Raw genomic sequence first — 26,634 nt, 5'->3', positions numbered from 1 at the left:
AAACCAGATGCAGTGGAAAAAACTACAGCGTTGGATGCCAGGGTTGGGCAATTTTTCTCATTATCGTAAGGAATGGCTTAGTCATGATTTAAGAGCTGGGCTTTCTGTCGCCGCAGTTGCTCTGCCAGTTGCTATTGCTTACGCTGAATTGATGGGAATAAGTGCAATTATCGGTCTTTATGCCTGCATTTTACCCATGTTCGCTTATGCACTATTTGGTACTTCAAGACAGTTGATTGTCGGGCCAGATGCCGCAACGTGTGCCGTTATTGCAGCGGCTGTCGCGCCATTGGTTTTTGATAATGAAGATGTACGCTGGCAGCTCACGATCGTAATGACCTTAATGACCGGGATATGGTGTGTTCTCGCCAGTCACTTCCGATTAGGTGCGTTTGCTGATTTTCTTTCCAAACCGATCCTGAAAGGATTAATGAACGGTGTTGCATTGACAATCATTGTGGATCAGCTAGCTAAAGTCTTTGGTTTTGCTGGCGTTCCGGCGGGATTGATTGAACGGGTGATCGCATTACCTGCCAAGCTCATGAGTACACATTTACCGACGTTAGCAATGTCTGTTGCTATGGTATTGATTTTGCTCACTGTGCGTTTCTTGCGTCCGACTTGGCCGGGGCCTTTGTTGGCAATGGTATTAGCGACTTATATAAGCTGGCAATTTGATCTGGAAAAATATGGCATTCAGATTGTTGGCAGTGTCAGCGGCGGGGGATTACCTGTTGTGCCAATGCCCGATTTCCAGCCAGGCATTATGCGTGAGCTAGTTATCCCATCGTTGAACCTTGCTGTTATCAGTTTTGTCAGTTTCATGATGACGGCCCGTAGCTTCGCCAGTAAAAACGGTTATCAGATTGATGCAGATTGTGAACTTAGGGCCTTAGGCATTGCGAACATTGCTTCTGCTTTATCACAAGGATTTGCTGTCAGTGCTGCCAGCAGTCGTACCGCGGTTAATGATGCGATTGGTGGGAAAACGCAATTGGTCTCTGTTATTGCAGCGACCATTATTTTGCTGGTTTTGTTATTTATGACCAATTTCCTGGCTTATATCCCACTGTCATCTCTTGGTGTAGTGCTGATTTATTCGGCATCGTCACTGTTGGATTTACGGCGGATTTGGTCACTGAGGAAACGAAATCATCAGGCGTTTACTTTATCGCTGTTTACATTGGTTGCTGTGCTGGTGGTGGGTTTGATTAACGGTGTTGGTTTCGCTGTTCTGCTTGGTTTATTACAGTTCTTGCGAATTATATTCCGCCCGACAGATCAACTCCTGGGGGTAAATGATCAAGGAATGATTCATTCAATTAATCATGGCAATGATATTAAACCAATAGATGGTGTGATGATGTACCGATTTAACTCGCCATTGACTTATTTCAATGTTAGCTATTTTAAAAAACGGGTACTACAGCATGTCGACAGAATTCAAAAAATTAACAAAACGCAAAAACGTCCGGGTTGGCTGGTTGTCGATGCGGCTGTTAGTTTTACCCATGATGATGTCAGTGTCTTTGCTGCTATTGATGAGTTGATTAGTGAATTGAAAGTAAGAGATATCACCTTGGTGCTCGCCGGTCGTCGGACAGAACTTACCCGTTGGATAAAACAGAATAAACTGCGAAGTAGTGATGACGATCTGATTGTGGTGCCCGATCTCTATTTTGCGGTCCGAATGATTCAAAGTAAGCCTGAATGGTACTCTAATTATGCCAAAAGATATAATAGCGTTATTGAAATTAACCAATAAATACGAGAAATAAAATAATCACATTGATAATTGTAATTGGAAAAATAGTTCTTAATTCCCGAAAGTATAATTATTGACCGTTATTCTTCTATTATCTGAGATATCAGATCCTGAATACCTGCTTTATTTAAAAATTTCTTGTTAAAAAACAATATGATTGGAGTATTAAGTATTTTATACCACGTTACATTTTGTTTTTCGATAAGTATATTTTAACAAAGCAAAATCATGATTACTTGTACAATAACTATTTAGGACGTTCCAATGAAAAAGGCATTGATAGCCTCAGCAGTGGCAGTGGGTTTATCTGTATTCGCATTTGCAGCAAATGCCGGTGAACATACGATTTCTGGTGGCTATGCTCAGAGTCATGTGAAAGTTGATGGTGAAAAGCTTGATGAAAATCCAAAAGGCTTTAACCTGAAATACCGTTACGAACTGGATAATAATTTTGGTGTTATTGGGTCATTCACACTGACACATCAGGGTTATGATTTCTACGATTATGGCAGCAAAGTTGGTACGGGTGATTTAGATTATTATTCTCTAATGGTTGGCCCCACATACCGCTTTAATGAGTACGTGAGTGTATACGGTTTGGTGGGTGCTGCACATGGGAAAGCAAAGAGTGAAATTTCTGCCTATGGCTATGACTTTGAATATAAAGAGAGTAATACCTCTGCTGCTTATGGTTTAGGATTGCAGTTTAACCCCATGCCAAATTGGGTTATTGATGCATCTTATGAATATTCAAAAGTAGGTGACTACAAAGTAGGCACTTGGGTAATTGGTGCTGGTTATCGATTTTAAATAGTGTTTCCAATGTAGTCGTTCCTTTAAAGGGAATTCAGTCCAACTTTTGTGATCTGTGCAATCACATTAAGTGACTGAAGATAATAAATTAATGTTAGCACCCACTCTCTGTTAGCTTGTTAGATAGTTTATTTAAAGGCTATCGAAATAATGAGAATAGAGAGTACAGATTTTCATCAGGGATTATTGAAACCGGATATATGTTTTTGACTACGGGTTTAGTGTCCATATATCTATTTAGTTGAAATTGCTAGTCCATGTTTAGCCATGTAATCTGAAGATTATTCCTTTATTAGTTATCACTATCTATTCTAGACAAAATTCCCTGTTGTAAGACAGGGAATTTTTTTGCTTTTATCTCAATAGCAAAGTGATGAAATGCTAATAAGTACAAAAAATATCTGATTAAGATGGAAAGATTATCTTGCTCAGTATGGAAAGCAGTCATTGCCTTATCTTGTTAAACGGAAATTTAACAAAAAATGGGATTGAGTTGTTTTCTATTGATTGTTGATAAATAATCGCGCCTCGTAATTAATCTTTTCTATAATTTTATATAATATTAGGGATTTTCAATGAAAAGAACATTAGTGGCCTCAGTGGTAGCGGTAGGTTTATCTGTATTTGCATTTGCGGCAAATGCCGGTGAAAGTACGATTTCGGGTGGTTATGCTCAAAGTCATGCAAAGTTTAAAGATAGTAAGATTGACGATCATCCAAAGGGTCTTAACTTAAAATACCGTTACGAATTGGATAATAATTGGGGCGTTATCAGCTCATTTACGTATACATATTTGGGTTACGAGTTTTATAACGGTGGCCGAAAAGTAGGTAAAGCTGATATGGATTATTATTCTCTGATGGCGGGTCCTACATATCGTTTTAATGACTATGTTAGTGCATACGGTTTGATTGGTGCTGCGCATAGAAAGGCAAAGGGTGAATCTTTTGTTTCGGGTTATGAGCTTCTTGACCATAAGGGGAGTAAAACATCAGTGGCTTATGGCCTAGGATTACAGTTTAACCCTGTTCCGAACTGGACTATTGATACATCCTATGAATATTCAAAACTGGATGACCTTAAAGTAGGCACTTGGGTAGTTGGTGTAGGTTATCGGTTCTAATAGAAATTTGCTAATTTGTACTTAATTTGGCTAACTCTTCTATAGAAATTCCCTGTTATATGACAGGGAATTTTTTGTGTTTATATCAATAGCAACGATGTGTTCACCCAGCTATCACTAGCTTATTCTGTTTACCCCCATAGTTTTATCACTATGGGGTTTTGTTTGAATCGTTATTTTATATTGATTTTTGTTGTGGAGAGGCAATCAGCATATACAACCGGTATAGATAAATCAGCAAAATAGCTGAAATGAGGTTATTAAACACACCGAGAATAATCCCTGCCATCTCGCTGTGAATGAATGTTAGGCGGTCAATAATAAACACCAGCAAGAGCCTCGCGGTCAGCCATAAAAGAATTGCCGGAACCAGCAAGCGAATATTGGCAAATGCCAGTTTCCAGCTTATTTTCATAGAAGCAAAAACGCCGCGACGCTCGGCAGTCATAATCACGGGTGATAAAGCCAGCGCGATAGACAAAATAATGCCTGGTACCAGCATCAGCATTAAGCCAAATTGAATCAACAGGGTGCAGATAAGCAGTAACAGGAACAGTTTCGGTAATTGGCTTGCTGATAAACCAATTGCCTGTAATGAAGAGATACGATTTCCCGCTGAAACCGCCGCAACCAGCGTCAATACACCACCAACCAGTAGCACGCTGCCAATCATACTTGAGAAAATGGTTCCGATTCCCGCACGCATGATCATTGATTGTTGCTCTGGAGTCATTTGAGACACCAGCTCCTGAATACCGGCCTTGCCTGAGGTAGCAAACGTGAATTCTGCTTCTGTCAGCAACTTCATCTGTTCGCTGTCAGGAATAAACAGGTGCCCCAATAAGGTGGTAACCAGAGCCGCCAGAACGGCCAGGGTCAGGGTACTTAACAGTTGATTCTTGAAAAAGTTAAAACTGTCACGGTACAGGGTATTCGCCGTGATTGGCATGAAGACAGCTCCTATCAGGTTAAACAACAATTATCAGGTTAAACAACAACGCATAGGGGGTGATTGTACCTTGTTATGGGGAAACGTGGATAGTAGAAACGAGATGATACGGATAAATTAATGATTAGTTGTGATTGTTGATAACAGAAAAAAATTCTTCACATTATATTCTTAAGATAAAAATAAACATAAAATTAACCTTATTAAAACATAATGGAAATATAATGAGAGGAAAAATAAAACATCGGAATGGGTAAAAAGATTTCTAACTGATTAATAATAAATAACTTTGATTTGGATCAAGTTAAAATAATTCCTAATTGAAATAATAATATTATAGATATGCGGTTTTACTGAAATTTTTTGAAAGATGTGATCTGTCTTGGATCATAATTTCTAATATATGAGTATATTTTGATTGACTTGAAATCACAGGAATGGGATGAATAATGAAAAAAATTTCTGCATTTGTATTAGCAGCGGCAACTTTAGCACCATCATTTGCTTTTGCTCATGAAGCCGGTGATTTTATTTTCCGCACAGGTACGGCAACAGTAAGACCTAATACGGGTTCTGATAATGTATTAGGGGTGGGTTCTTTGAGTGCGGATAATAATACCCAAATGGGTTTGACCTTCAGTTATATGATGACCGATAATATTGGTTTTGAATTACTGGCAGGGACACCTTTCCAGCATCGGGTAAGTTTACCGGGTGTGGGTGATATTGCTAAAGTAAAACATCTACCGCCGACATTAATGGCGCAGTACTATTTCGGTTCTAAAGAAAGTAGTTTTCGCCCTTATGTTGGTGTTGGTTTGAACTATACCACTTTCTTTAACGAAAAATTCAATGGTAATTCGGCTGTTAAAGATAATAACTTACATAGTCTGGACTTGAAGGATTCCTGGGGTATTGCGGGGCAGGTTGGTTTGGATTATGAGTTAGATCAGAATTGGATGTTGAACGCCTCTGTGTGGTGGGTAAACATTGAAACGGATGTGAAATTTAAAGCAGGTGACCAGCAATATAAAATTGATACCCGGCTTGATCCGTGGGTGTTTATGTTTGGGGTTGGTTATCACTTTTAATATAAAAATGGGGCAGATTTTGCCCCATTCTTTGTATTAAAGTTGAGTGGCAGACTTCATTTTTGATACAAATTCAGTCAGTTTTTTCAGCATTATTTCTGGCTGAGAAAGATTTTCTTCGATAATTTTAACGACGGCAGATCCTGAAATGGCTCCCGCTGCGCCACTGGCTAATGTTTCTTTTACCTGCTCAGGTTCTGAAATACCAAATCCTTGTAACGGTGGTGCAGCATGATATTCCTGTAGTTTATTGACTAGATGATTTAACGGTTTTTCACCTCGTCTTTCTATACCGGTCACTCCCGCTCTTGATAATAAGTAGGTATATCCGCGGCCATAAGAAGCAATTTTCTGTAATAGTTCATCTTCCGCGTCGGGGGGACAAATAAAAATGGGGGCAATCCCATGTTTCATGGCTGCGGTACGGAATGGCAGTGATTCTGACATAGGAACATCTGCAACTAATACGGAATCGATATCTGTATCTTTGCAACGGCGGTAGAACTCATCTATTCCATGATGAAAAACCAGGTTGGCATACATTAATAAACCAATAGGAATATCAGGATATTTTGCCCGAATTTTTGTTAATAGCTTAAAACAGAGCGTGGGAGTCACATTTGAGGAGAAAGCACGCAGATTAGCATTCTGAATTGTCGGGCCGTCAGCCAGCGGATCGGAAAAAGGAATACTTAACTCAAGAGCATCAGCACCACCAGTAATCAGTGCATCAATAATTTTCAATGATAATTCTGGGGTTGGATCACCGAGTGTGACAAAGGGGACAAAAGCACCTTGTTTACGACTTTCCAGTTGCTTAAATAGCTGCTCGTAACGTTCCATTAGATTTCCCCTCTGGATTTTAAAATATCGTGGACAGTAAATATGTCTTTATCACCGCGACCGGATAGGTTAACGATCAGTAATTGCTCTTTATCAGGAGCTTGATGGATCATTTTCAAAGCATAAGCCAGCGCATGAGAGGATTCGAGGGCTGGAATAATGCCTTCCTCACGGGAAAGGGTTTTGAATGCTTCTAATGCTTCATCATCGGTGATGGAAACATAGTCAGCCCGACCAATGCTATTCAGATAGGCATGTTGAGGGCCAACGGAAGGGAAATCCAGACCGGCGGAAATAGAATAAGATTCTTCAATCTGGCCTTCATCTGTCTGCATCATCGGCGATTTCATACCAAAATAGATACCCAATTTACCATGTTTCAATGGAGCGCCATGTTTACCGGTTTCGATACCGAGCCCGGCAGGTTCAATACCAATCAGGCGGACCGATGTTTCAGGAATAAATTCGGCAAACATGCCAATGGCATTGGAGCCCCCGCCAACACAGGCCAACACGGCATCGGGCAGGCGTCCCTCTCTTGCCAGAATCTGGGATTTGGCTTCTTCGCCGATCATACGCTGGAACTCTCGGACCATCGTTGGATAAGGGTGTGGTCCGGCGGCAGTCCCTAATAAATAGTGGGCTTTATCATAGCTACCAGACCAATCACGTAACGCTTCATTGCAGGCATCTTTTAAGGTGGCAGAACCGCTGTGAACCGGAATAACTTCGGCTCCCATCAGACGCATGCGGAAAACATTAGGGGATTGGCGCTCCACATCTTTAGCACCCATATAAATGCGGCATTTCATATTTAAAAGTGCGCAGGTAAGGGCGGTGGCTACACCATGTTGACCGGCACCGGTTTCTGCAATAATTTCGTTTTTGCCCATGCGTTTCGCTAATAGAGCCTGACCAAGTACCTGATTGGTTTTATGAGCACCGCCGTGTAATAGATCTTCTCGTTTCAGATAAAGGCGCGTTTTGGTGCCTTTTGTCAGATTACGGCATAACGTTAATGCCGTTGGCCTGCCTGCATAATTTTTCAGTAGATCTTGAAATTCTTGCTGGAATTCGGGATCTTGCTGAGCGGCAATAAATGCGGCTTCTAATTGTTCAAGGGCGGGAATAAGGATCTGTGGTACAAATTGCCCACCGAAATCACCAAAATAGGGGTTAAGCTTACTCATTATTCTATCTGTCCATTGTAATTAATCGAAATATACCCGTCATCTTTCAAGTTGCCTCTTTGTTGGCTGCGCTCACTCACCCCGGTCACATAGTTATCTATGCTCCCGGGGATTCGTTCCCTTGCCGTCGCGATCCATCTTGAAATCCATAGGGTATATAGTAGTTAATCGAAATATAGTAATTAATCAGAAAACAGTAATTAATTGAAAAATTGCTGTTTATTGGTAACAGCGTAACAGTTGAAACACCTTATTTAGTTTATGACTGCTTTTGATACCGGGTGCGTTTTCGACGCCAGAGTTAAAATCAAGTCCGCAACAGCCATATTTTGCGGCTTGTTGGCAATTTTCTTCATTTAATCCACCGGCTAGCATGATGTTGGCGAGTGATTGTTTTTCAAGTAATTGCCAATCGAAACTTTGGCCGGTTCCACCTTTGCCGTTATCAAGTAAATAACGGTCAACATTTCCGGCTTTAGTATGAAATTCATCTTTCGACATATCAATTGCTTTCCAGATTTGACAATTTTCAGGCAATGTTTTTCGTAATTCCTCAATATAAACTTCGCCTTCGGCGCCATGTAACTGCACCGCAGCCAGAGAAAGGGCACGGGCGGTATGACTGATGAATGCGGATGATTGATTTTGAAATACCCCGACATATTTGAGATTTGCTGCATTGATAATTTGTTGGGCCTGTTGGATATTAATTTTACGCGGTGAATGTTCAGCAAATATCAAACCACCATAAACAGCACCTGCCTGTAATGCCACTTTCGCATCTTGTGGGCGAGTTAATCCACAGACTTTATTTTCACCCAGAATCAGTTGACGTAATGCTAAATCCAGATTGGGTTGGGCCATCAAAGCACTGCCAATGAGAAAGCCATTAGCATAATGGCTAAGCTCACGAATTTGTTGATGCTGGTGGATACCCGATTCGCTAATAACAATGGTTTCTTCCGGTAACTGTGGCGCAAGTTGTTTGGTCCGGTTTAAATCGATAGAAAGATCTCTCAGATCACGGTTATTGATACCAATAACTTTAGCTTTTAGTGCAACCGCTCTGGCTCGCTCTTCTTCTGAGCTGATTTCAGTCAGCACGCCCATATTCAGGCTATGCGCAAGTTCAGACAGCGTAATATATTGCTGATCATCGAGAACGGACAGCATCAGCAAAATCGCATCGGCTTGATAATAACGGGCAAGATAAACCTGATAAGGATCGATAATAAAATCTTTGCACAATACTGGTTGGTGAACGGCATCACTGACTAAACGAAGAAATTCATAGTTGCCTTGAAAATATTTTTCATCAGTTAATACAGAGATGGCAGTTGCATAGGGCTGATAAATTTTCGCTATCTGAATGGGATCAAAATCCTGGCGAATAACGCCTTTAGAAGGCGATGCCTTTTTACACTCCAGAATAAAAACGGTCTGTTCGCTGTTTAGTGCCTGATAAAAATGACGGTTGCTGGCAACAACAGCGTTAATAAAACTTTCCAATGGTTGTTGCTGTTTACGATTAATAAGATAGTCGGCTTTATCATTAACAATTTTCTGTAAAATGGTAGCTTGCATGATTAACTCCTTGTTGCAAGTGCAATAACTCGTTCATAAGCTCGGCCACTGTGAATGGTTTCGAGAGCTTGTTGGGTGTTATGACGTAAATCTTCTTGTCCATGAATTTTCATTAACAGAGCAACGTTAGCCGCAACGGCGTCAGCATGGGCTTTCTTACCCCGTCCTTGTAACAATAAACTGAGCATTTCACGATTATCCGTTGGTGAACCTCCTTTTAATGCTGACATTGGATGACGTTGTAAACCAAAATCTTCAGCATTTAATTGATAATGGATAATTTCTCCATCGTTAATTTCTGCCACTTTCGTTGGTGCATGCAGTGCGACTTCATCCATGCCACCACTGTGTACAACCGCTGCCCGTTGATAGCCGAGAACCCGTAAAGTGCGGGCAATCGGTTCAACGAGCTCCGGGCTGTAGACGCCAATTAATGCTAATGGCGGACGTGCCGGGTTAATCAAAGGACCTAATATATTAAATATAGTCCGGGTTTTCAGTTGTTGACGTACCGGCATCGCATGACAGAATCCCAGATGATAATGTGGCGCAAATAGGAAACAGATGCCGATTTCATCCAGTGCACTACGGGCACATTCCGCGCTGATGTCAAGGGCGATACCAAACGCTGCCAGCAAATCAGAAGAACCTGATTGGCTGGAAACACTACGGTTACCATGTTTGGCAATTTTAATCTGGCAAGCCGAGGCGACAAAGGCACTGGCGGTTGAAATATTGATACTGTTCGCACCATCACCGCCCGTTCCGACGATATCGCAGAAAGTGTAATCCGGCCGTGGAAATGGCAGGGCATTTGCCAATAAGGCTTGGGCTGCACCGGCAATCTCCTGTGGTTGTTCACCTCGTAATTTCATGCTGATAAGTACAGCAGCGAGTTGTGGTTCACTTAATTCTCCTTGAATAATGGCGGCAAATAGTTGCTGGCTTTCTTGTTGTGTTAGTGTTTGCGCATTAAACAATTTGTTGAAAATAGCTTGCATTTTCATCTCCCTTTTAATTTAGTGCCCAAACCAGAGTTTGTTCAAGCAATTTAGCGCCATGAGTTGTGAGAATCGATTCTGGGTGAAATTGAAATCCACAAACCTTATGTTTATCGTGGCGAACGGCCATAACGGTGTCGCCACAACGGGCAGAAATAGTCAGTTCAGATGGAATTCGGCTCCCCGTGAGAGAGTGATAACGGGCAACGGGCAGCGGGTTTTCCAGATTGGCGAACATAGCTTGATTATCGTGTTTTGCCAGAGAAGCTTTGCCGTGTAGGATTTCATCAGCAGCAGAAATTTCTCCACCATAAGCTTCAATAATGGCTTGATGTCCAAGACAGATGCCGATCACTGGGATTTTGCCGATGATTTGTTGGAGTAATTGCGGCATACAACCTGAGTCAGATGGTTTACCCGGTCCCGGTGAAAGCATCAATAGCGGAGAGGAGAGCATGCTTAATTGCTGCATAATCATTTCAGTTGCCACAGTATTACGATAGATAACAACCTGATGACCATGATTACGTAATTGATCGACCAGGTTATAGGTGAATGAATCCACGTTATCGAGCAGAAGAATATTTGCCATTAGAAAGTCTCCTCTGCCTGATGAGCCTCAATAATTGCACGAATGACGGCTCTTGCTTTGTTACGCGTCTCTTCGGATTCGGCTAACGGTTCGGAATCCAGTACGATACCTGCGCCAACCTGAATAGTCGCTATGCCATCTTCCACGTAAGCAGAGCGAATAACGATACAATTATCCATATCCCCTTTGCCGGTGAAATAACCGACAGCACCACCGTAGCTGCCACGGCGTTCGCTTTCATAGTGAGCGATAAGTTGCATTGCGCGTACTTTCGGTGCGCCGGTAAGGGTGCCCATATTCATACAAGCTTGATAGGCATGAAAGGTGTCTAAATCATGGCGTAATGTCCCCACGACGCGGGAGACCAGATGCATAACAAAAGAGTAGCGATCGACTTTTGTCAGATCCGCGACATAGCGACTGCCCGGTTCACAAATGCGGGCCAGGTCATTACGCGCCAAATCAACTAACATTAAGTGCTCAGCTAGCTCCTTATGATCTGTTCGCATTTCCAGTTCGGTCCGGCTATCAAGATCCGCATCCAGCTCGCCAGCCGCATTGCGCCCACGGGGGCGTGTGCCGGCGATTGGGTAGATCTCAATTTGGCGATTAGATGCATCATATTTAAGTGCGCTTTCAGGAGACGCGCCAAACAGACAGAAATCTTTGTCCTGCATGAAAAACATGTAGGGACTTGGATTGCGGTGCTTAAGTTTTTCGTAAGCATGAAGCGGTGCCGGGCAGGGCAGAAAGAAGCGTCTTGATGGCACTACTTGAAAAATATCCCCTTGGCGGATGTATTGTTGCAACTGTGCCACCGTTTCTGCATAGCTCTTGTCATCCCGATTGTATGAAACTTTCATGGTTGGCAGAGAGATTTGTTGTACTGGCTCAATGGGCTCGGTAATGAGCGCCACTAATGTTTTCAATCGTTGTTTAAGGCGTTGCTCTTCTGCTTGAGAATCACTGAAAAGAGAGAGTTGCAAGCGTGCATTTTTATTCTGGTGGTCGATCACCAATAACGTTTCTGCGAGATAAAAACAGAAATCTGGGCAGCGTTGAACGGTTTTTACTGCCGGTAATGGTTCAAATCCAGCCACCAGATCGTAGGAAAAAAGGCCGCCAACGAATATCGCTTCTGCGCTTGACGAATTGTATGGTGACGGCTCTTCCGCCAGAGAAAGCAGGGCACGCAGTGCATCAAATACGGATACCGCTTTCAGACGATTATCTTCATCTATATTGTGATTGATGGGTGGGAAAATCACTTGAAGAGCATTGTCTGTTATTTCAGATTGAACGTCGCTGGAAAATTTGTTGGCCAAAATGGGTAATAAATTTCGGCCATTTTCTGTTAACGCGTCAAAAGTAACCTGATTGCCGTTGGCACTGATGCGCAAGGCACTATCGATAATGAGCAGACTTTTTAAGTTTTTTTTGCTGTTAATTTCCGCAGATTCTAGCAATAAAGTTGCTGGTCGCTCACCGCAGAGTTGGTTGAATAGTTGCGTAGGATCGGGTTGGTAAGCGGCTTCCTGCTCGATTACTGTGATTTTTGGTTGTTTATCCGTCATTTTGTCGTCCTGTTAATAAGCTATGCATATAAAAAAACCCGCTGATTAGGCGGGTTTTGGTAATTTGGCACTGTTGATTTATGTGCGTGACCATACCGCCCTTACTGGGAAGTTATGCCACCAACGGATAGACGTCATCAATACAGCCATTTTCAGTGCCTCTTCATTATCACTCTTGTACTAGTAAACTGGAACGAAATTGGTGTGTCAAGTATTTTTTGGTGCGTTTATTAAAACGTTACAGGTAGTGCATTTCCCACAGAATCTATTCAAGAGATAACCCTGTTTAATTTTAATAAAATTATTATTTTATTGTCACAAATAACTCATATTATTATTTTATGGTATACCTATGATATATATTTAGTAATATTAAGTATGTAAATCATGTTTCATGAAAAAAAGAATTTAGCGATAGTAAAAATTGGTTAAAGAGCAGAATTGGCTGGATTTTGTTTGAGTCAATAGGCAAACGGAGAAAATAGATAATCAATTTTTATATCTGTATATGAAAAAAAGAGGTTTAGCTAATATTACTATGAGCAGTAGTATTCATCACTCTAACATATCGTGTTATTTAAAATTTAGATCTTTATAAGTTAACACTATGTAATTCTTTGTATTTAATACGTTATAGGTATGCCAGAGGCGCGATTTTTAATCTGAATACTTATAGATTTCTACTTAATTCTGGCATCGGTCGCCATGATTTAACTCTCTGATGTTTAAAATAATTGTACTATTAGTGGAGTAAGATATGAGTGAAAATGAACCAAAAGCAGATAGCCAATTGGTGTATGAAACTGATCCATATAAGGTTAAGGATTCGGAAGAAGGCGCGGCGCAAAAAACTTATCGGTTAAATGGTTTTGATCCTAAGACAACCGATGGCGCATTATCCTATACCCCAACAAGACTGGCTAAAACGGTTTTTAATATTTATGAGCAGAAGGATGATTTTGGCGTTTTCTGTTATTTAACTGATTGGTCAATCTATGATGCGCGTTTTATTGACACAGCAAGCGAAGATGATTTTAAAAAGAATGGTGGCAGAGGCTCTGACTTAATGCGCTTTAAGGGTGATAAAGACAAGGGAAAGCCGTTTCAGCGAATTATCTTTAGCTTTGCAGGTATTATTGGTGATCCCGGAGAGAAGAAAGCAACTATCATTGCTGCTGCGGGTAAAAATGGATGGCAAATGGGGGATGCTGAACAAGATATTCTTGAGAATCATGAAGGAAAACCTATTCCAATTGATCCTTGGGCTGATGTTGCAGCCTATCTTAATTGTGGTTTTACTCAGTGGGCGGGCAATCCTGTAGACTTATATCAGCAAGATAAAGCCCAAGGGGTATTAGGAGGATTGAACTTACTCAGAGAAGAAAACCCAGATTTGGAGATTTCTGTCAGTGTTGGCGGCTGGTCAATGAGCGGTGCTTTTTATAAAGTTTGTCGTGATGAGAAACTGCGCCAACGGTTTGTTGAGGGGGTTAAAGATTTATACACCAGATTCCCCATGCTAACCCATATTGATCTTGATTGGGAATATCCTGGTTCTGCGGGGGAAAGTAATCAATTTGATGAAGATGATTATAAGTATTTTGCTGAGCTTATTAAGGATTTAAAAAACGCAAATATCAGTAATTTGAAAGGAATTAGTATTGCAGCTTCTGCTGATGTAGAAAAGATTAAAGCCGCACATATTCCAGAATTGATCGCTGCCGGTGTCAATGAAATCAACTTAATGACTTATGATTTCTTTACATTGGGCGATGGGAAACTTTCTCATCATACTAATCTTTATCGTAATCAGGATGACCAGTATTCTAAATATTCAGTCGATGATGCAGTTAACTATCTTATCTCTTTAGGTATTAATAAGAAATTTATCTATATCGGTTATTCGGGTTATACGCGTAATGCCAGAACTGCGGAGTTAGAGAGTAAGGATAATGAACAGCTAGTTGGTAAATATACTGATGGAACATCCACGGTAGGGAGTTTTGAATACAGCGTAATTGAATGGACAGATATTATCTATCACTATGTTGATTATGAAAATAAAATAGGTCGTAATGGCTTTACGGTTATTCATGATCCGGTTGCTAAAGCTGATTATCTTTACAATAAAGATCTCAAAGTATTTATGTCGTTAGATACGCCCCGCTCAGTAAGAGATAAAGGCCGCTATGTTAAAGAAAAAGGGCTTGGTGGTTTATTTATTTGGACCGGCGATCAGGATAATGGCTTATTAACGAATGCGGCTCATGAAGGGTTAGGCCGTAAAGCCGTTAAAAAAGTCATAGAAATGGAGCCATTTTATTTCGAAGGTGAACTTCCTTCTTACGATAAACCGAAAGAGAAACAGTGTGAAGCATGTAAATTAAATTGAATTTATGCTTTTAAAAATCTCACTACTTAACGTGGTTATAGTCTCTATAACTATTCTGTTCAGGTGTTTCCGATTAATTAGGTTGGGAATAATATAATGGATAAATATAAAAGTATTTCTCGTGAAAAACAGGATATAACAAAAGTATCACCATTATTAGCTGCGGTGGCAGAAGTCAAATCGCCAAAATCGCCATCAGGTTATAGGTTATTAAACGCAGTAGAGAAAGCAGATAATTCCACTACCACGCTGGTTAATACACTCCAGCGTTTGGGATATCACTCAATTTTTGATATTGCAGAAGTATCAAAGCAGCGATTTATTAAACGCCATAATCAATCATTATCAGGTCATGCAGAGGTCATTTTTGATAAAGCAGTGAGTGCGGCTAATCAATTGGTACAAAGTTATCGGCAAAGACAATTGAGGGACTACGATGGCGCATTATTAACAAAAACGAGTCATCAGGTAAGATATTTTTCTTATAGTAATAATAATGTAGATGATAAAGAAAAATTACCTGATTACAGTAGTTTATTTCCTGAGCCTTGGGATAACTTCTGTCAGCCAAACGCTATTGAGTCCCTTGACAGTCCGGTAAATTACTTGCTTGATCTTTATAAGTTTGTACAACAAATAGAGTTAGATGGTTCTAATAATGCCGTGGGATTGGAGCAAAGGCGTGCTGATATTCCTGATTTATTACTGAACAGTGATAATCTTTACAAAGAGATCACGGCAATATCTATTGTGAATGATGTTTTGTCGAAAAGTGCCAGGGAATATATTGATCAGACTGGTCAGGCGCAAAAACCGGTTAATCAGGTTTTGGGAGAGACTCGTTTTCCCTTTACATTACCTTATAGTTTACCCTCTCAACAGATCAATAAAGGTTTGGCCGAAAAAGAGACTGAATTAGGTACAGTTATTCAGCAAGTGAATCAACAATTTCCTTGGCATATCTTAACGGAAAAACGTGATCAGGCTCTGCTGGCTTATACTCAATTAAGTAAGGAGCAAATGACTTTACTGACAGAGAAAAGCCCATTTGCGCAAAATTTTTTATCACGCGAACAACTTATTAATAGCTATTTCAGCACAAGTACAACAGAAGTATTGCCTGAACGTGATGTTGCAAAACATGCTTATATTATTCATGCTGATGAAAATGTCACTGGCCCGACATTATTGAGTGATAATGTTGATAAAGCTTATGATGAAATTGTTGTTACTTGTGAAAATAAAGCTAAAGAGATGATCAAAGTTAAACTTCGTGGTGAAAATGTTCTGACCTATAATCGCATAAAAGCGAGGATGGAGCCTTTCGATAATTCATCACCATTTAGTCGCCAGTTAAAATTGACTTATGTAGAAAGTGATAATAGTGATATCGGTAATTTAGATAATGGTCCTTTCTTTGGTGAAATGATAGTTTATGCTGCGATACCAGGAGAGAATACAAATAATTCTTCGGTAAATATTGAAGGTATTAATTTCCTGACCATGACTTACCGTTTTGCTATTGCGAAACAAGGGACTGCACAATCAGAATTATTGCCAGAAGCAGAGACATTTTTCCAAGATAACTATGGCGTTTCTGCGGATGAAAGTGTGAAATTAAAAGAGATTTTATCTTTTGGTCAACAAACAGGATCGAAAGTGACAGATCTCGAACACTTGTTTAGTAGTGGTGATTTCCGCCCTTTAGTTTCGCCAAATGTGGTCTTTTCTAATCCTATCTTCGGTAGTGGACAAACATCAGAACACTTTCCTGCACCTTATCACTATGGTGGAATTTATATAAATGCGGGGCAATTAGACGCATTAAGCATTGTGAGAACGGACTCTGGACGGGAAATAGATGCAGTTTCTGATTTTCGTTATGATCGAATGAACCGCTTTATTCGTTTACAGCGTTGGTTAGCGTTACCTTATCATCAGCTTGATTTATTGGTAATTTCAGCAATAAAAGCTGAGCCCAATAATACCGATTTGGCTATCTCTAATAATACATTAAGAGCATTAGGTTTATTCCGCCATTTATCGACACAATATAAAGTATTACCGGAGACGTTTGCCGGATGGATATATCAAATTACGCCATTTGCTATCAGCAATAATGTTCCATTTTTTGATCAACTGTTTAATCACTCTAAACTTTTCGATCAGCCTTTAATTCTGGATGGGAAAGAATTTAACTATACGGAAAATCAAGGCGATGGAGCAAAAACAGTTAAACAATTGTGTGCTGGGTTAGCCATTTCTTTATCCACATTTCAAGTAATTGCGCCTATCGTTGAGAACGCGTTGAAGCTCTCTGCTGGCAAATTGGTGCGTAATCTTGATGTCGTATCCAGACTTTATCGCTTGGTGACTATTCCACGATTATTTGGTTTTTCTGCGGAAGATGGATTAATTTTGGTGGATATTTTAACGGATAAAAGCGAATATCTGGCAAATATACCGGCTTTAGGAGAGAAAGATGACATCCTCAGTATTATTGCTCAAATGGAGGTTTTAACTTCCTGGCTTGCTAAAACGAAACTGACACCAATCAAGCTTTCTCTATTATTAGGTAAAACTCAGCTTCCGGTCGTGCCAACAAGTGGTATGTTAACCTTTTATAAAGGAATTTCTGACGGCCTTACTGATAATGTACGTTTGCAAGAATCTGATTTTAATCGGCAAGAAATAAATGGTACAGATTGGTGGACCATTCTGTCAGATGAAAATGGTGTTTTTGATAGGGATAATGGATTAATCAAAGATATTCCATTGATATGGGGAAAAACAGACGAAGAATCTCTGAGGAAAAAGATAGAAGATATTGTAAAAGAGAAAAAGATAACTCCAGATAATAATCAAATTAATATTGTCTTGCAGCTCATATTGCAAGCTAAAACCGCACAAGAGAGTCTATTATCTAGCGCGATTGCGGGTGAATATGGGGTATCAAGAGATATTGTGCCACTACAATTGCGTTGGTTAGGAAGTGGTGTTTATTCAGTGTTGAAAATGGTGTTAGATAATACACCAGAAAAAGTTGAAGATATTAAAAAAGAGTTTCTGGACTTGACCTATAGTCTGTTAGTTTATACCCAATTAATTAATGCGTTGAGCATAGGTAATAATCTATTGTTATTGCGCCTGACAAATCCTAAATGGCTTGGATTAAACATAGATGAAAAAACAGAAATATCATTGTCGTTAGATGAAATTTTCCTGTTGAATCGCTATCAAGATTTACTGGAAAATGCGAGACAAAATGAAGATAAGGTTCAAGAATATTTTACTTTTGCTAACAGTGAAATTTTACCGAAGACAGACGAGGATGATAATAATTATAAATGTGCACAATTACTGGCTGAAATTTTAGATTGGGATTCTGATGAAATTTATCTTGCTTGCGATAAAGGAGGATTAGAAAGAAAACGTGCGATGACCTTATCTCAAATAGATTGGATACGACGGCTACAACAATTTTCGGTGAAAACCAATTTATCTGTTGAGCCTTTATTAGGTGCTGGTGCACTTGATGTTAATTCAGATTTTGAAGCTTTCCAAAGCATCGGTGAAGCGATAATGGCTGCATTAAAAGCGCAAGGAGATGACGAGAATGTCTAATTTAATTGAAGCAAAATTACAGGAAAATTTGCGTGATGCATTAGTTGACTATTATCTTGGTCAAATTGTTCCGCATGATACTGCTTTTCAATCTCAGCGTGAAGGAATTAAAAACGTTGATGATTTATATGATTTTCTATTGTTAGACACTCAGGTTTCTTCCAAAGTAAAAACAGCCCGTGTCGCGCATGTTACCCAATCGGTACAACAATATATTAACCGTATTGTTTTGAATTTAGAGTCAGGTTTATCGATGACTCAGGAAGAGGCAGATAATTGGCAGGAGTTTGCTAATCGTTATGGTTATTGGGCGGCAAATCAACAACTGGCTATTTACCCGGAAGTCTATGTTGATCCCACATTACGTTTAACCAAAACGGAATTCTTTTTCCAACTTGAAAGCGCACTTAATCAAGGCAAGCTCACGGATGATGTTGCTCAGAAAGCAATATTAGGATACCTGAATAATTTCGAAGAGGTCAGTAATTTAGAGATTATTGCTGGCTATGAAGATGGTATTGATATTGCCGATGATAAGATCTATTTCATTGCCAAGACCCGTACTCAACCTTACCGTTATTTTTGGCGCACATTAGATGCCAAACAGCGTAATAATCAGACTGACGAACTCAATCCTACCGCTTGGGGTGAGTGGAAGCTGATTAATGTTCCTTTAGAAAATGCCTATAATAGTATTATTCGCCCAATTATTCTAAATAGCCGATTGTATATTAGTTGGTTTGAAGTTTCTGAAGAAAAACAAGATAAAGATAATAGTATTAAGTATCGCACCAAAATTAATTTGGCACATTTAGCGTTTGATGGTACCTGGAGTACCGGTACTACCGTTCGTGAAGATTTACTTGACCATTCAATGAAAGAGTTGATTGCGGTTCTCGATCGTACTGGAGACGCTGAACGTTTAGCGTTGGTGGCATTTGTACGTTTGAAAGGTTCGGATCAGGGAACACCGTACGATTATGATGAAGTCTTCACTTATGTTTGTGACAACCTATTAATGGAAGCAACGGATTTACCCAAATCTACTTCAACGCTATCCGATCTGGATGCATATGGCGCTGCTTTAGTCTGGTTCTATTTCCGGGAACCCTCAAATGGTGGGCCGGATGAATATAAGCAATTGGTGCTTTATCCCGTTAATAATAATATGAAATGGCCGATTGCCGAACCACCAATATTTGAAGGGCAACTGGGTACAATAGACGATTTCAAGCTGGATGCGACTTATGTTGAAGGGAAATTGAATATGTATCTTACGTCCACTTCAACGTATAAATATGATTTTAGCAGAAGTAAAAATATCCTCTATTGTATTTGGTTGGAAGATAGCAAGGGTGATCGGTGTTGGCTTGATTATAAGATACTGACTCCAGAAGATTATGATCCAAAGCTAAGTGTCACATTGAACCGTTGTGATAGGAGTGATGTAACGGTTGTTACGGGTTTTAGTTTACCGTCGGAAACGGGAGATGTTGCTGGTAGAATTAAAACTAAACTTAGTGTGGGAAAATTGCTTCGTGATAAGGTGCAAATTAAACAGACTAAACAAACCCAATATTTGCAATTTCCAAAAGAGAAGCAGCCAGAGGAGCAACCAGAAAGTTGGTATTCTGACAAAGCGATTCGTTTAAATACCCTGTTTGCAAAAGAGTTAATTAGTAAGGCGAGTCAAAAACTGGACAAAGTTCTCAGTTGGGAAACTCAAAATATTCATGAAGAGCCGATTACCGGCAATGTTTCAAAACCTATCGACCTGAAAGGGGCAAATGGTATTTATTTCTGGGAATTATTCTTCCATATGCCATTTATGGTGGCTTGGCGGTTTAATGTCGAACAGCGTTATGAAGAAGCCAGTCGCTGGATTAAGTTTATTTTTAATCCTTTTGAAAGCAATGATGAACTAGCGCTGGAAAAAGATAAGCCACGTTATTGGAATAGTCGCCCGATAATTGATGAGCCCAAGAGATTACGTAGTCTGATAGAACCGGCTGATCCTGATGCAATTTCTGCCAGTGAACCTATTCATTATCGTAAAGCTATTTTTAACTTCTACGTTAAGAATGTTATCGATCAGGGTGATATGGAATATCGCAAGTTACAGCCTACGGCCAGAACGCTGGCACGTCTGAGTTATGCAACGGCAAGTTCATTATTAGGTGCGCGTCCTGATCTCCAATTAGCCAGTTTCTGGCAGCCAATAACCCTTGAGGATGCATCATATAAGAAGAATAGCGCAGTACGTGCATTGGAGATGATAAGTTATCCTTTGCCTTATGCCCCGGTGGTGCATGATAAAACGATTCGTGCGCTGGATAATGATCTCTTTATGAAACCAATTAATGAAGAGTTAACGGCCCTGTGGGATAAAATAGAAAACCGGATTTACAATTTACGGCATAATTTAACGCTGGATGGTAAAGAAATTTCTATGGATCTTTATGATTCGAAAATTTCTCCTCGTGGATTAATGAATCAGCGTTATCAGCGGGTTGTTGCTGCCAGAAATGCTAGCAGAATGAATTTCAGAGTACCCAATTATCGTTTTGAACCGATGTTGGCGCGGGCGAAATCGGGTGTCGATACGTTGATACAATTTGGCAGCACGTTGTTAAGCCTGTTGGAACGGAAAGATAATCTGAGTTTTGAATCATTCCAGATGGTGCAGAATAATGATCTCTACCGTTTTGCGGTTGACCTCCAACAACAAGATATCAATATTAATCAGGCCAGTCTTGATGCATTGCAAGTGAGTAAACAATCTGCTCAGGAGCGGTACGAACATTATAAAAGTCTTTACGATGAAAATATTTCGTCAACGGAGCAGCAGGTTATTGAATTACAGGCTCAGGCATCTTCTGCGCTGTTAGCTTCACAAGTATCAAGAACAGCGGCGGCAGCACTGGATTTAGTGCCCAATATTTATGGATTGGCAGTTGGGGGTTCACGTTGGGGGGCCGCTTTAAATGCTGTTGCTGAAATAGCAACCTTGAAACATCAGTCTGATAGTACTAAAGCTGAAAGTCTCAGTGTTTCTGAATCTTATCGCCGTCGCCGGCAGGAGTGGGAACTGCAATATAAACAAGCTGAATGGGAAGCAAAGTCTATTGATCAACAAATTAATATTCAGCAGTTGCAGGTCAGTGCTGCACGTAAGCGTTTGGCGCAAGTTGAAGCACAACAGCAACAATCTCAGGCACTGTTGGCTTATTTCTCTAGCCGTTTTACCAATGAAAGTTTATATACTTGGATGATTAGCCAGATCTCAAGCCTCTATTTACAGGTTTATGATGCCGTTTCATCGTTGTGTTTATCCGCACAAGCCTCTTTACAGTATGAGCTTGGGCTAGGCGAGCAGAATTTTATTGATGGCGCGAGTTGGAATGATCTCTATCAAGGGTTGTTGGTCGGTGAAAATCTGAAATTGGCGTTGCAACGTATGGAACGCACTTATGTTGAGCAAAATTCACGTAAATTGGAAATTATCAAAACGATTTCGCTTAAATCTTTATTGGGTGAGGAGTGGGAGACAAAACTTCAAACCTTGAAATCGCATAACCAAATTACGTTTAATTTGGATGAAACCAAACATTTTGTTCCAGATTATACGGGCTTATTTAATCGGCGGATTAAATCAGTTTCAGTGACGCTGCCGATGTTAATTGGGCCTTATGAAGATATCTGTGCCAAATTAAGTTTGTCGGGTGTGAGTAGCTATACGACAAAAGCGGATCTCAAAACCGTTGAAAAGATGTTGAAAGAAGGAGCTCGTGCGGAAACACCTTATACGGTGCGCAGCATCCAGCCTAATCAACAAATCGCTTTATCTACGGGTATTAATGACAGTGGAATGTTCACACTTAATTTCGATGATGAACGTTTCTTACCCTTTGAGGGGGTAGGGGTAGGATCGAGTTGGAATTTCCAATTTACCAATACCTCACAGGATTTAGAAAGTTTAACCGATGTTATTCTTCAAATTCGATATACCGCGCAAGAAGGATCCGCATCATTTGGCTCGGCTGTTAAGGCATTATTGAGTAAGGAAAACCCAGATTTGTGATAACGAGAATTAAGCATTAAGCGAATCAGTCACCTGAATTTAAAATGCTTACTCATTATCTTTAACATTCAAATTAGCCTCTTCTCATGATGTGGAGGCTAAATATAAATCGCATTGGAGTTTATAAATGGTAAATAAATATACTTATACCTCATCGAAATCCATGTCCGATATCAGTGATATTGTTGGTGAACCATTAACTGCATGGAAAAATCAGGCAGGTGGCCAAGTTTATAATGTTATTTTTAATCGTGGTGTTTATACCAATACCTATTGGGTTGAGCGCTGGCATATTCCTGATCCTACGGCTAACGAGGGAACACCGCATAATGCTTGGCAATATATTCGTCCAGCGACGGAAGATGAGATAAAACAGCACGGAAATCCTACCGATGGGCGTGTTGATCCAACCGAAGATATTCCTTCACCGGTTTTACAACCAGATGATATTACAGAACAAACCTATCAACGGCCGGATGTTAATTTTAAACCTGATGGTTCAGCGGGTAACCTTTCTTATACTGCGACGCGTGTTTGTCGCCCGATGTATAATGAATATGAACGTGATAAATCCAGACCGAAGCTTTCTGCTTATATTACTGATTGGTGCCAATATGATGCACGTTTGGATGGTGAGGATGAAGACGCTGATCATCGGGGAAGAGGATTTGATTTAAGCACTATCAATGTCACCGCTTATGATAAATTAATATTCAGCTTCTTAGGTATTTACGGTGATACGGGCGTAAAAGGGGATAAGATCAAAGAAGTTGCTGATGGCTGGAATAGCCAGAGTGACATCAAAATTACCGAAGGCCATATTGTTCCTCTTGATCCTTATGGCGATTTAGGGACTGCCCGTAATGTGGGATTACCGAAAGAAAGCGCGAATACTAATATTAATCCAGGAACATTTCTGCCTTTTTATCAACAAAAGAAAGCGTCCGGTTTATTGGGTGGATTACGCGAATTACAAAAAACGGCGCGTTTAGCGGGTCATAAACTTGACCTGGCTTTTAGTATTGGTGGCTGGAGTATGTCCGGTTATTTCTCCGTGATGGCGGCTGATGAAACAAAACGTGGTGTTTTTGTTGACAGTATTGTTGATTTCTTTGAGCGCTTTCCTATGTTCAGTTGTGTCGATATTGACTGGGAATATCCCGGAAGCCCGGGTGAGGAGGGTAATGTTTACGATCCGAAAGATGGAGAACATTACGCTCTGTTAGTTAAAGAATTACGTGAATCTTTGGATAGTCGATTTGGTCGAGAGGATAGAAAAGAGATCTCCATTGCTTGTAGTGGTGTAAAAGCGAAATTAAAAACCTCTAATATTGCCGAATTAGTTAAGAATGGTCTGGATAATATTTATTTAATGAGTTACGACTATTTTGGTACCGGGTGGGCACCTTATATCGGCCATCATACTAATCTCTATTCGCCAAAAGATCCTGATCCATCAGATGCGTCTGATTTATCCGCGGAAGTTGCTATCCATTACTTACATCAGGATCTTGGCATCCCTTTGGAGAAAATTCATTTAGGTTATGCCAACTATGGTCGTGCAGGAAAAGGGGCAAATCTTGAAACGCGCGAATATAATAAAACTGGCGAGGCGTTAGGAACAATGGAAAAAGGCTCACCGGAATTCTTTGATATTGTTAATAATTATCTTGATAGCGAACACACTCTTGCTACCGGGAAAAATGGCTTTGTATTAATGACGGATACCAATGCTGATGCCGATTTCTTGTTTAGTGAAACAGAGGGACATTTTATCTCATTAGATACGCCACGCACGGTGAAGCAGAAAGCGGAATATGTTGCTAAGAATAAATTGGGCGGTATATTTTCTTGGTCAGGCGATCAGGATTGTGGCTTGTTGGCGAATGCAGCCAGAGAAGGGATGGGCTATATTGCTAAATCTAATGATGAAACCATCGATATGGGGCCACTCTATAATCCGGGTAAGCCCTATTATTTGAAATCGATTGGTTAGGTGAAGAAAAACGCCGGTTAATTCTTCTTTGCCAATAAAAAGGGATATCGCTTTTCTTATCTGTTCTGTCAGTTTTTTCATTCTTAAAATAATCATGTTTAGCCCGATATACTAGGGCTGAACATGATTATTTCTGTAAAACGCGACCATTTACCGTTAAGCTATCCCATCAAGCGTTTTAAGCTATTCGGGCAGAGAAAGAGATAATGACAAATTCAGCCACTGAGTTAGTAACAATTTACGATCTGCATAGCCATACGACTGCATCGGATGGTTTACTTTCACCCGCGGAATTGGTCGAACGCGCGGTGGCAATGGGCGTTAATGTATTGGCCGTGACTGATCACGATACGACGGACGCTATTTTGCCAGCCTATGAATATATTAACCAACATGATTTGCCATTAAAGCTCATATCGGGGGTTGAGATATCCACCCTGTGGCAAAATATCGAGATTCATATTGTTGGTCTGAACATTGATATTCAGTCAAATGCAATGATTGAATTACTTAATAAACAATCTGAACTCAGGAAAGAACGAGGAATTGAAATAGGTCGCAAACTGGCAAAGGTGGGTATTCCCGATGCTTGGACAGGAGCGAGCCGATTAGCAAATGGTGGACAAGTAACACGAGGCCATTTTGCCCGTTATTTAATTGAAATGGGCAAAGAACCAACAATGGCGAAAATATTTAAAAAGTATCTGGCAAAGGGAAAAATCGGATATGCTCCACCGCAATGGTGTACAATTGAACAAGCTATTGATGCCATTCATCAATCAGGTGGTCAAGCAGTCATTGCGCATCCGGGACGATATGATTTATCGACTAAATGGTTGAAGCGTCTGATTGTCTGGTTTAAACAACATGGTGGTGATGCAATGGAAGTTGCACAGTGCCAGCAGGCACCTAACGAGCGGAAATATCTCGGTCAGTTGTCACGGGAATATGATTTGATGGTTTCGTTAGGTTCTGATTTTCACCAGCCTTGTTCATGGATAGAGTTAGGGCGTAAATTGTGGTTACCCGGTGATGTGGTACCAATATGGCGTAACTGGTCACTGTAGGGGCTGCATAAAATTAAGAGGTAATTTATGAGCCAGTTTTTTTATATTCATCCAGATAATCCGCAGCCCCGCTTAATAGGGCAAAGTGTGGATGTGTTGAAAAAAGGTGGGGTGGTTGTTTACCCCACTGATTCCGGTTATGCGATTGGTTGCCGTTTGGAAGATAAAGATTCGATGACTCGGATATGTCGTATTCGCCAGTTAGACAGTCATCATAATTTCACCTTAATGTGCCGGGATTTGTCGGAAATATCGACTTATGCTTATGTCGATAATTCGGCTTTTCGTCTGATTAAGAATAATACTCCGGGCAATTACACGTTTATTTTGCGTGCGACGAAAGAAGTACCTCGTCGTTTGATGAATGATAAGCGGAAAACCATTGGATTACGTGTTCCATCTAATCCAATTGCCTTGGCGCTTCTTGAACAAGTGGGTGAGCCATTGATGTCCACGAGCCTGATTTTGCCAGGCAATGATTTTGCTGAATCTGATCCTGAAGAAATTAAAGATAATTTGGGAAAACGGGTTGATCTGATTATTCATGGGGGTTATTTAGGGCAACAACCGACCACCGTAATTGATTTAACTGAGGATACGCCGGTTGTAATACGGGAGGGGGCTGGCAATATCACGCCATTCTTATAAGTTACTCAGTAATTATTTTCAGAATCTATATAAAGCCTGTGTATTATATGCAGGCTTTATACCCGTCATCTTTCAAGTTGCCTCTTTGTTGGCTGCACTCGCTCACCCCGGTCACATAGTTTGCTATGCTCCCGGGGATTCACTCCCTTGCCGCCGCGATCCATCTTGAAATCCATAGGGTATATATTTTCCTGATTACCATCGAATCTCAGCTAGCTTGAGTAAATACTCAGGTATAGGTGCTGCCCGGATACATGAATAAATAAGCTGTTCGAATGTTTTTTTAAGGTTAAAGCGCCA

Annotated in this window: 17 protein-coding genes, 1 pseudogene and 1 other annotated feature; of the genes and pseudogenes, 10 read left to right on the top strand and 8 right to left on the bottom strand. The window is 40.4% G+C overall.

The window, feature by feature from the left end; genetic code table 11:
* The first annotated feature begins 7 nt into the window (after positions 1–7).
* The 3 genes from SLS51_RS06490 to SLS51_RS06480 all read left to right on the top strand — a co-directional run bounded on the left by SLS51_RS06490 (position 8) and on the right by SLS51_RS06480 (position 3,702).
* Complete coding sequence (locus tag SLS51_RS06490; protein WP_323836611.1) at positions 8–1,765, top strand: SulP family inorganic anion transporter; 1,758 nt, start codon at positions 8–10, stop codon at positions 1,763–1,765.
* Between the two features lie 264 nt (positions 1,766–2,029).
* Positions 2,030–2,575, top strand: a complete 546-nt coding sequence (locus tag SLS51_RS06485; protein ID WP_323836609.1) for an Ail/Lom family outer membrane beta-barrel protein — start codon at positions 2,030–2,032, stop codon at positions 2,573–2,575.
* 578 nt (positions 2,576–3,153) lie between these two features.
* Positions 3,154–3,702 carry an Ail/Lom family outer membrane beta-barrel protein gene (locus SLS51_RS06480; protein WP_323836607.1) on the top strand — a complete coding sequence of 183 codons (549 nt, stop codon included), beginning with the start codon at positions 3,154–3,156 and terminating at the stop codon, positions 3,700–3,702.
* Between the two features lie 178 nt (positions 3,703–3,880).
* Here SLS51_RS06480 and SLS51_RS06475 read toward each other — a convergent pair whose 3' ends face one another.
* Positions 3,881–4,651 carry a YciC family protein gene (locus tag SLS51_RS06475; protein ID WP_011146702.1) on the bottom strand — a complete coding sequence of 257 codons (771 nt, stop codon included), beginning with the start codon at positions 4,649–4,651 and terminating at the stop codon, positions 3,881–3,883.
* Positions 4,652–5,100: 449 nt separating this feature from the next.
* On the opposite strand from SLS51_RS06475, the gene ompW reads away from it, so the two are divergent.
* Positions 5,101–5,742: an outer membrane protein OmpW gene (gene ompW / locus SLS51_RS06470; RefSeq protein WP_323836604.1), complete on the top strand. Its 642-nt coding sequence runs from the start codon at positions 5,101–5,103 to the stop codon at positions 5,740–5,742.
* Between the two features lie 36 nt (positions 5,743–5,778).
* On the opposite strand, the gene trpA is transcribed toward ompW, so the two are convergent.
* The 6 genes from trpA to SLS51_RS06440 all read right to left on the bottom strand — a co-directional run bounded on the left by trpA (position 5,779) and on the right by SLS51_RS06440 (position 12,526).
* A complete protein-coding gene (gene trpA, locus SLS51_RS06465) occupies positions 5,779–6,585 on the bottom strand; it encodes a tryptophan synthase subunit alpha (RefSeq protein WP_323836602.1) in 807 nt (268 codons plus the stop codon).
* Positions 6,585–7,775: a tryptophan synthase subunit beta gene (trpB, locus tag SLS51_RS06460; RefSeq protein ID WP_011146690.1), complete on the bottom strand. Its 1,191-nt coding sequence runs from the start codon at positions 7,773–7,775 to the stop codon at positions 6,585–6,587. The genes trpA and trpB overlap by 1 nt, the downstream gene beginning before the upstream one ends.
* A 219-nt stretch (positions 7,776–7,994) precedes the next feature.
* Positions 7,995–9,359 (bottom strand): bifunctional indole-3-glycerol-phosphate synthase TrpC/phosphoribosylanthranilate isomerase TrpF, encoded by a 1,365-nt coding sequence (gene trpCF / locus SLS51_RS06455; RefSeq protein WP_323836599.1) that lies wholly within the window; start codon positions 9,357–9,359, stop codon positions 7,995–7,997.
* Between the two features lie 2 nt (positions 9,360–9,361).
* Complete coding sequence (gene trpD / locus SLS51_RS06450; RefSeq protein ID WP_323836597.1) at positions 9,362–10,360, bottom strand: anthranilate phosphoribosyltransferase; 999 nt, start codon at positions 10,358–10,360, stop codon at positions 9,362–9,364.
* A 13-nt stretch (positions 10,361–10,373) separates the two neighbouring features.
* Positions 10,374–10,952: a glutamine amidotransferase-related protein gene (locus tag SLS51_RS06445; RefSeq protein WP_323836595.1), complete on the bottom strand. Its 579-nt coding sequence runs from the start codon at positions 10,950–10,952 to the stop codon at positions 10,374–10,376.
* Positions 10,952–12,526 carry an anthranilate synthase component 1 gene (locus tag SLS51_RS06440; protein ID WP_323836593.1) on the bottom strand — a complete coding sequence of 525 codons (1,575 nt, stop codon included), beginning with the start codon at positions 12,524–12,526 and terminating at the stop codon, positions 10,952–10,954. Before SLS51_RS06440 ends, SLS51_RS06445 begins: the two co-directional genes overlap by 1 nt.
* Before the next feature lie 28 nt (positions 12,527–12,554).
* Positions 12,555–12,655: a sequence feature (Trp leader region), on the bottom strand.
* Between the two features lie 628 nt (positions 12,656–13,283).
* On the opposite strand from SLS51_RS06440, the gene SLS51_RS06435 reads away from it, so the two are divergent.
* The 6 genes from SLS51_RS06435 to SLS51_RS06410 all read left to right on the top strand — a co-directional run bounded on the left by SLS51_RS06435 (position 13,284) and on the right by SLS51_RS06410 (position 26,334).
* The gene (locus SLS51_RS06435) at positions 13,284–14,918 is read left to right on the top strand and encodes a glycoside hydrolase family 18 protein (RefSeq protein WP_323836591.1); all 1,635 of its coding nucleotides are present in this window, start codon (positions 13,284–13,286) and stop codon (positions 14,916–14,918) included.
* Positions 14,919–15,014: 96 nt separating this feature from the next.
* On the top strand, positions 15,015–18,542 hold the full coding sequence (locus SLS51_RS06430; protein ID WP_323836589.1) for a Tc toxin subunit A: 3,528 nt from the start codon (positions 15,015–15,017) through the stop codon (positions 18,540–18,542).
* Entirely contained in the window at positions 18,535–22,623 is a 4,089-nt protein-coding gene (locus SLS51_RS06425; RefSeq protein WP_323836587.1) for a Tc toxin subunit A-related protein, read from the top strand. The genes SLS51_RS06430 and SLS51_RS06425 overlap by 8 nt, the downstream gene beginning before the upstream one ends.
* A gap of 127 nt (positions 22,624–22,750) precedes the next feature.
* A complete protein-coding gene (locus SLS51_RS06420) occupies positions 22,751–24,619 on the top strand; it encodes a glycoside hydrolase family 18 protein (RefSeq protein ID WP_323836585.1) in 1,869 nt (622 codons plus the stop codon).
* A gap of 206 nt (positions 24,620–24,825) precedes the next feature.
* Positions 24,826–25,686 (top strand): RNase RNM, encoded by an 861-nt coding sequence (gene rnm, locus SLS51_RS06415; RefSeq protein WP_323836583.1) that lies wholly within the window; start codon positions 24,826–24,828, stop codon positions 25,684–25,686.
* 27 nt (positions 25,687–25,713) lie between these two features.
* Complete coding sequence (locus SLS51_RS06410; protein WP_323836581.1) at positions 25,714–26,334, top strand: L-threonylcarbamoyladenylate synthase; 621 nt, start codon at positions 25,714–25,716, stop codon at positions 26,332–26,334.
* Positions 26,335–26,529: 195 nt separating this feature from the next.
* On the opposite strand, the pseudogene SLS51_RS06405 reads toward SLS51_RS06410, so the two are convergent.
* A pseudogene (locus SLS51_RS06405) lies at positions 26,530–26,634 on the bottom strand (IS1595 family transposase); the annotation flags it as partial.

The organism is Photorhabdus africana (assembly GCF_035181445.1).
Taxonomy (GTDB): Bacteria; Pseudomonadota; Gammaproteobacteria; order Enterobacterales; family Enterobacteriaceae; genus Photorhabdus; species Photorhabdus laumondii.
Note: the sequence above shows the minus strand (reverse complement) of the source record. Positions and strands in the feature narration are given on the sequence as shown.

What these genes read in the sequence shown, in the direction of transcription:
- SLS51_RS06490 (WP_323836611.1), top strand. Translation starts at nt 8, where the DNA reads ATGCAGTGGAAAAAACTACAGCGTTGGATGCCAGGGTTGGGCAATTTT.
- SLS51_RS06485 (WP_323836609.1), top strand. Translation starts at nt 2,030, where the DNA reads ATGAAAAAGGCATTGATAGCCTCAGCAGTGGCAGTGGGTTTATCTGTA.
- SLS51_RS06480 (WP_323836607.1), top strand. Translation starts at nt 3,154, where the DNA reads ATGAAAAGAACATTAGTGGCCTCAGTGGTAGCGGTAGGTTTATCTGTA.
- SLS51_RS06475 (WP_011146702.1), bottom strand. Translation starts at nt 4,651, where the DNA reads ATGCCAATCACGGCGAATACCCTGTACCGTGACAGTTTTAACTTTTTC.
- ompW (WP_323836604.1), top strand. Translation starts at nt 5,101, where the DNA reads ATGAAAAAAATTTCTGCATTTGTATTAGCAGCGGCAACTTTAGCACCA.
- trpA (WP_323836602.1), bottom strand. Translation starts at nt 6,585, where the DNA reads ATGGAACGTTACGAGCAGCTATTTAAGCAACTGGAAAGTCGTAAACAA.
- trpB (WP_011146690.1), bottom strand. Translation starts at nt 7,775, where the DNA reads ATGAGTAAGCTTAACCCCTATTTTGGTGATTTCGGTGGGCAATTTGTA.
- trpCF (WP_323836599.1), bottom strand. Translation starts at nt 9,359, where the DNA reads ATGCAAGCTACCATTTTACAGAAAATTGTTAATGATAAAGCCGACTAT.
- trpD (WP_323836597.1), bottom strand. Translation starts at nt 10,360, where the DNA reads ATGCAAGCTATTTTCAACAAATTGTTTAATGCGCAAACACTAACACAA.
- SLS51_RS06445 (WP_323836595.1), bottom strand. Translation starts at nt 10,952, where the DNA reads ATGGCAAATATTCTTCTGCTCGATAACGTGGATTCATTCACCTATAAC.
- SLS51_RS06440 (WP_323836593.1), bottom strand. Translation starts at nt 12,526, where the DNA reads ATGACGGATAAACAACCAAAAATCACAGTAATCGAGCAGGAAGCCGCT.
- SLS51_RS06435 (WP_323836591.1), top strand. Translation starts at nt 13,284, where the DNA reads ATGAGTGAAAATGAACCAAAAGCAGATAGCCAATTGGTGTATGAAACT.
- SLS51_RS06430 (WP_323836589.1), top strand. Translation starts at nt 15,015, where the DNA reads ATGGATAAATATAAAAGTATTTCTCGTGAAAAACAGGATATAACAAAA.
- SLS51_RS06425 (WP_323836587.1), top strand. Translation starts at nt 18,535, where the DNA reads ATGTCTAATTTAATTGAAGCAAAATTACAGGAAAATTTGCGTGATGCA.
- SLS51_RS06420 (WP_323836585.1), top strand. Translation starts at nt 22,751, where the DNA reads ATGGTAAATAAATATACTTATACCTCATCGAAATCCATGTCCGATATC.
- rnm (WP_323836583.1), top strand. Translation starts at nt 24,826, where the DNA reads ATGACAAATTCAGCCACTGAGTTAGTAACAATTTACGATCTGCATAGC.
- SLS51_RS06410 (WP_323836581.1), top strand. Translation starts at nt 25,714, where the DNA reads ATGAGCCAGTTTTTTTATATTCATCCAGATAATCCGCAGCCCCGCTTA.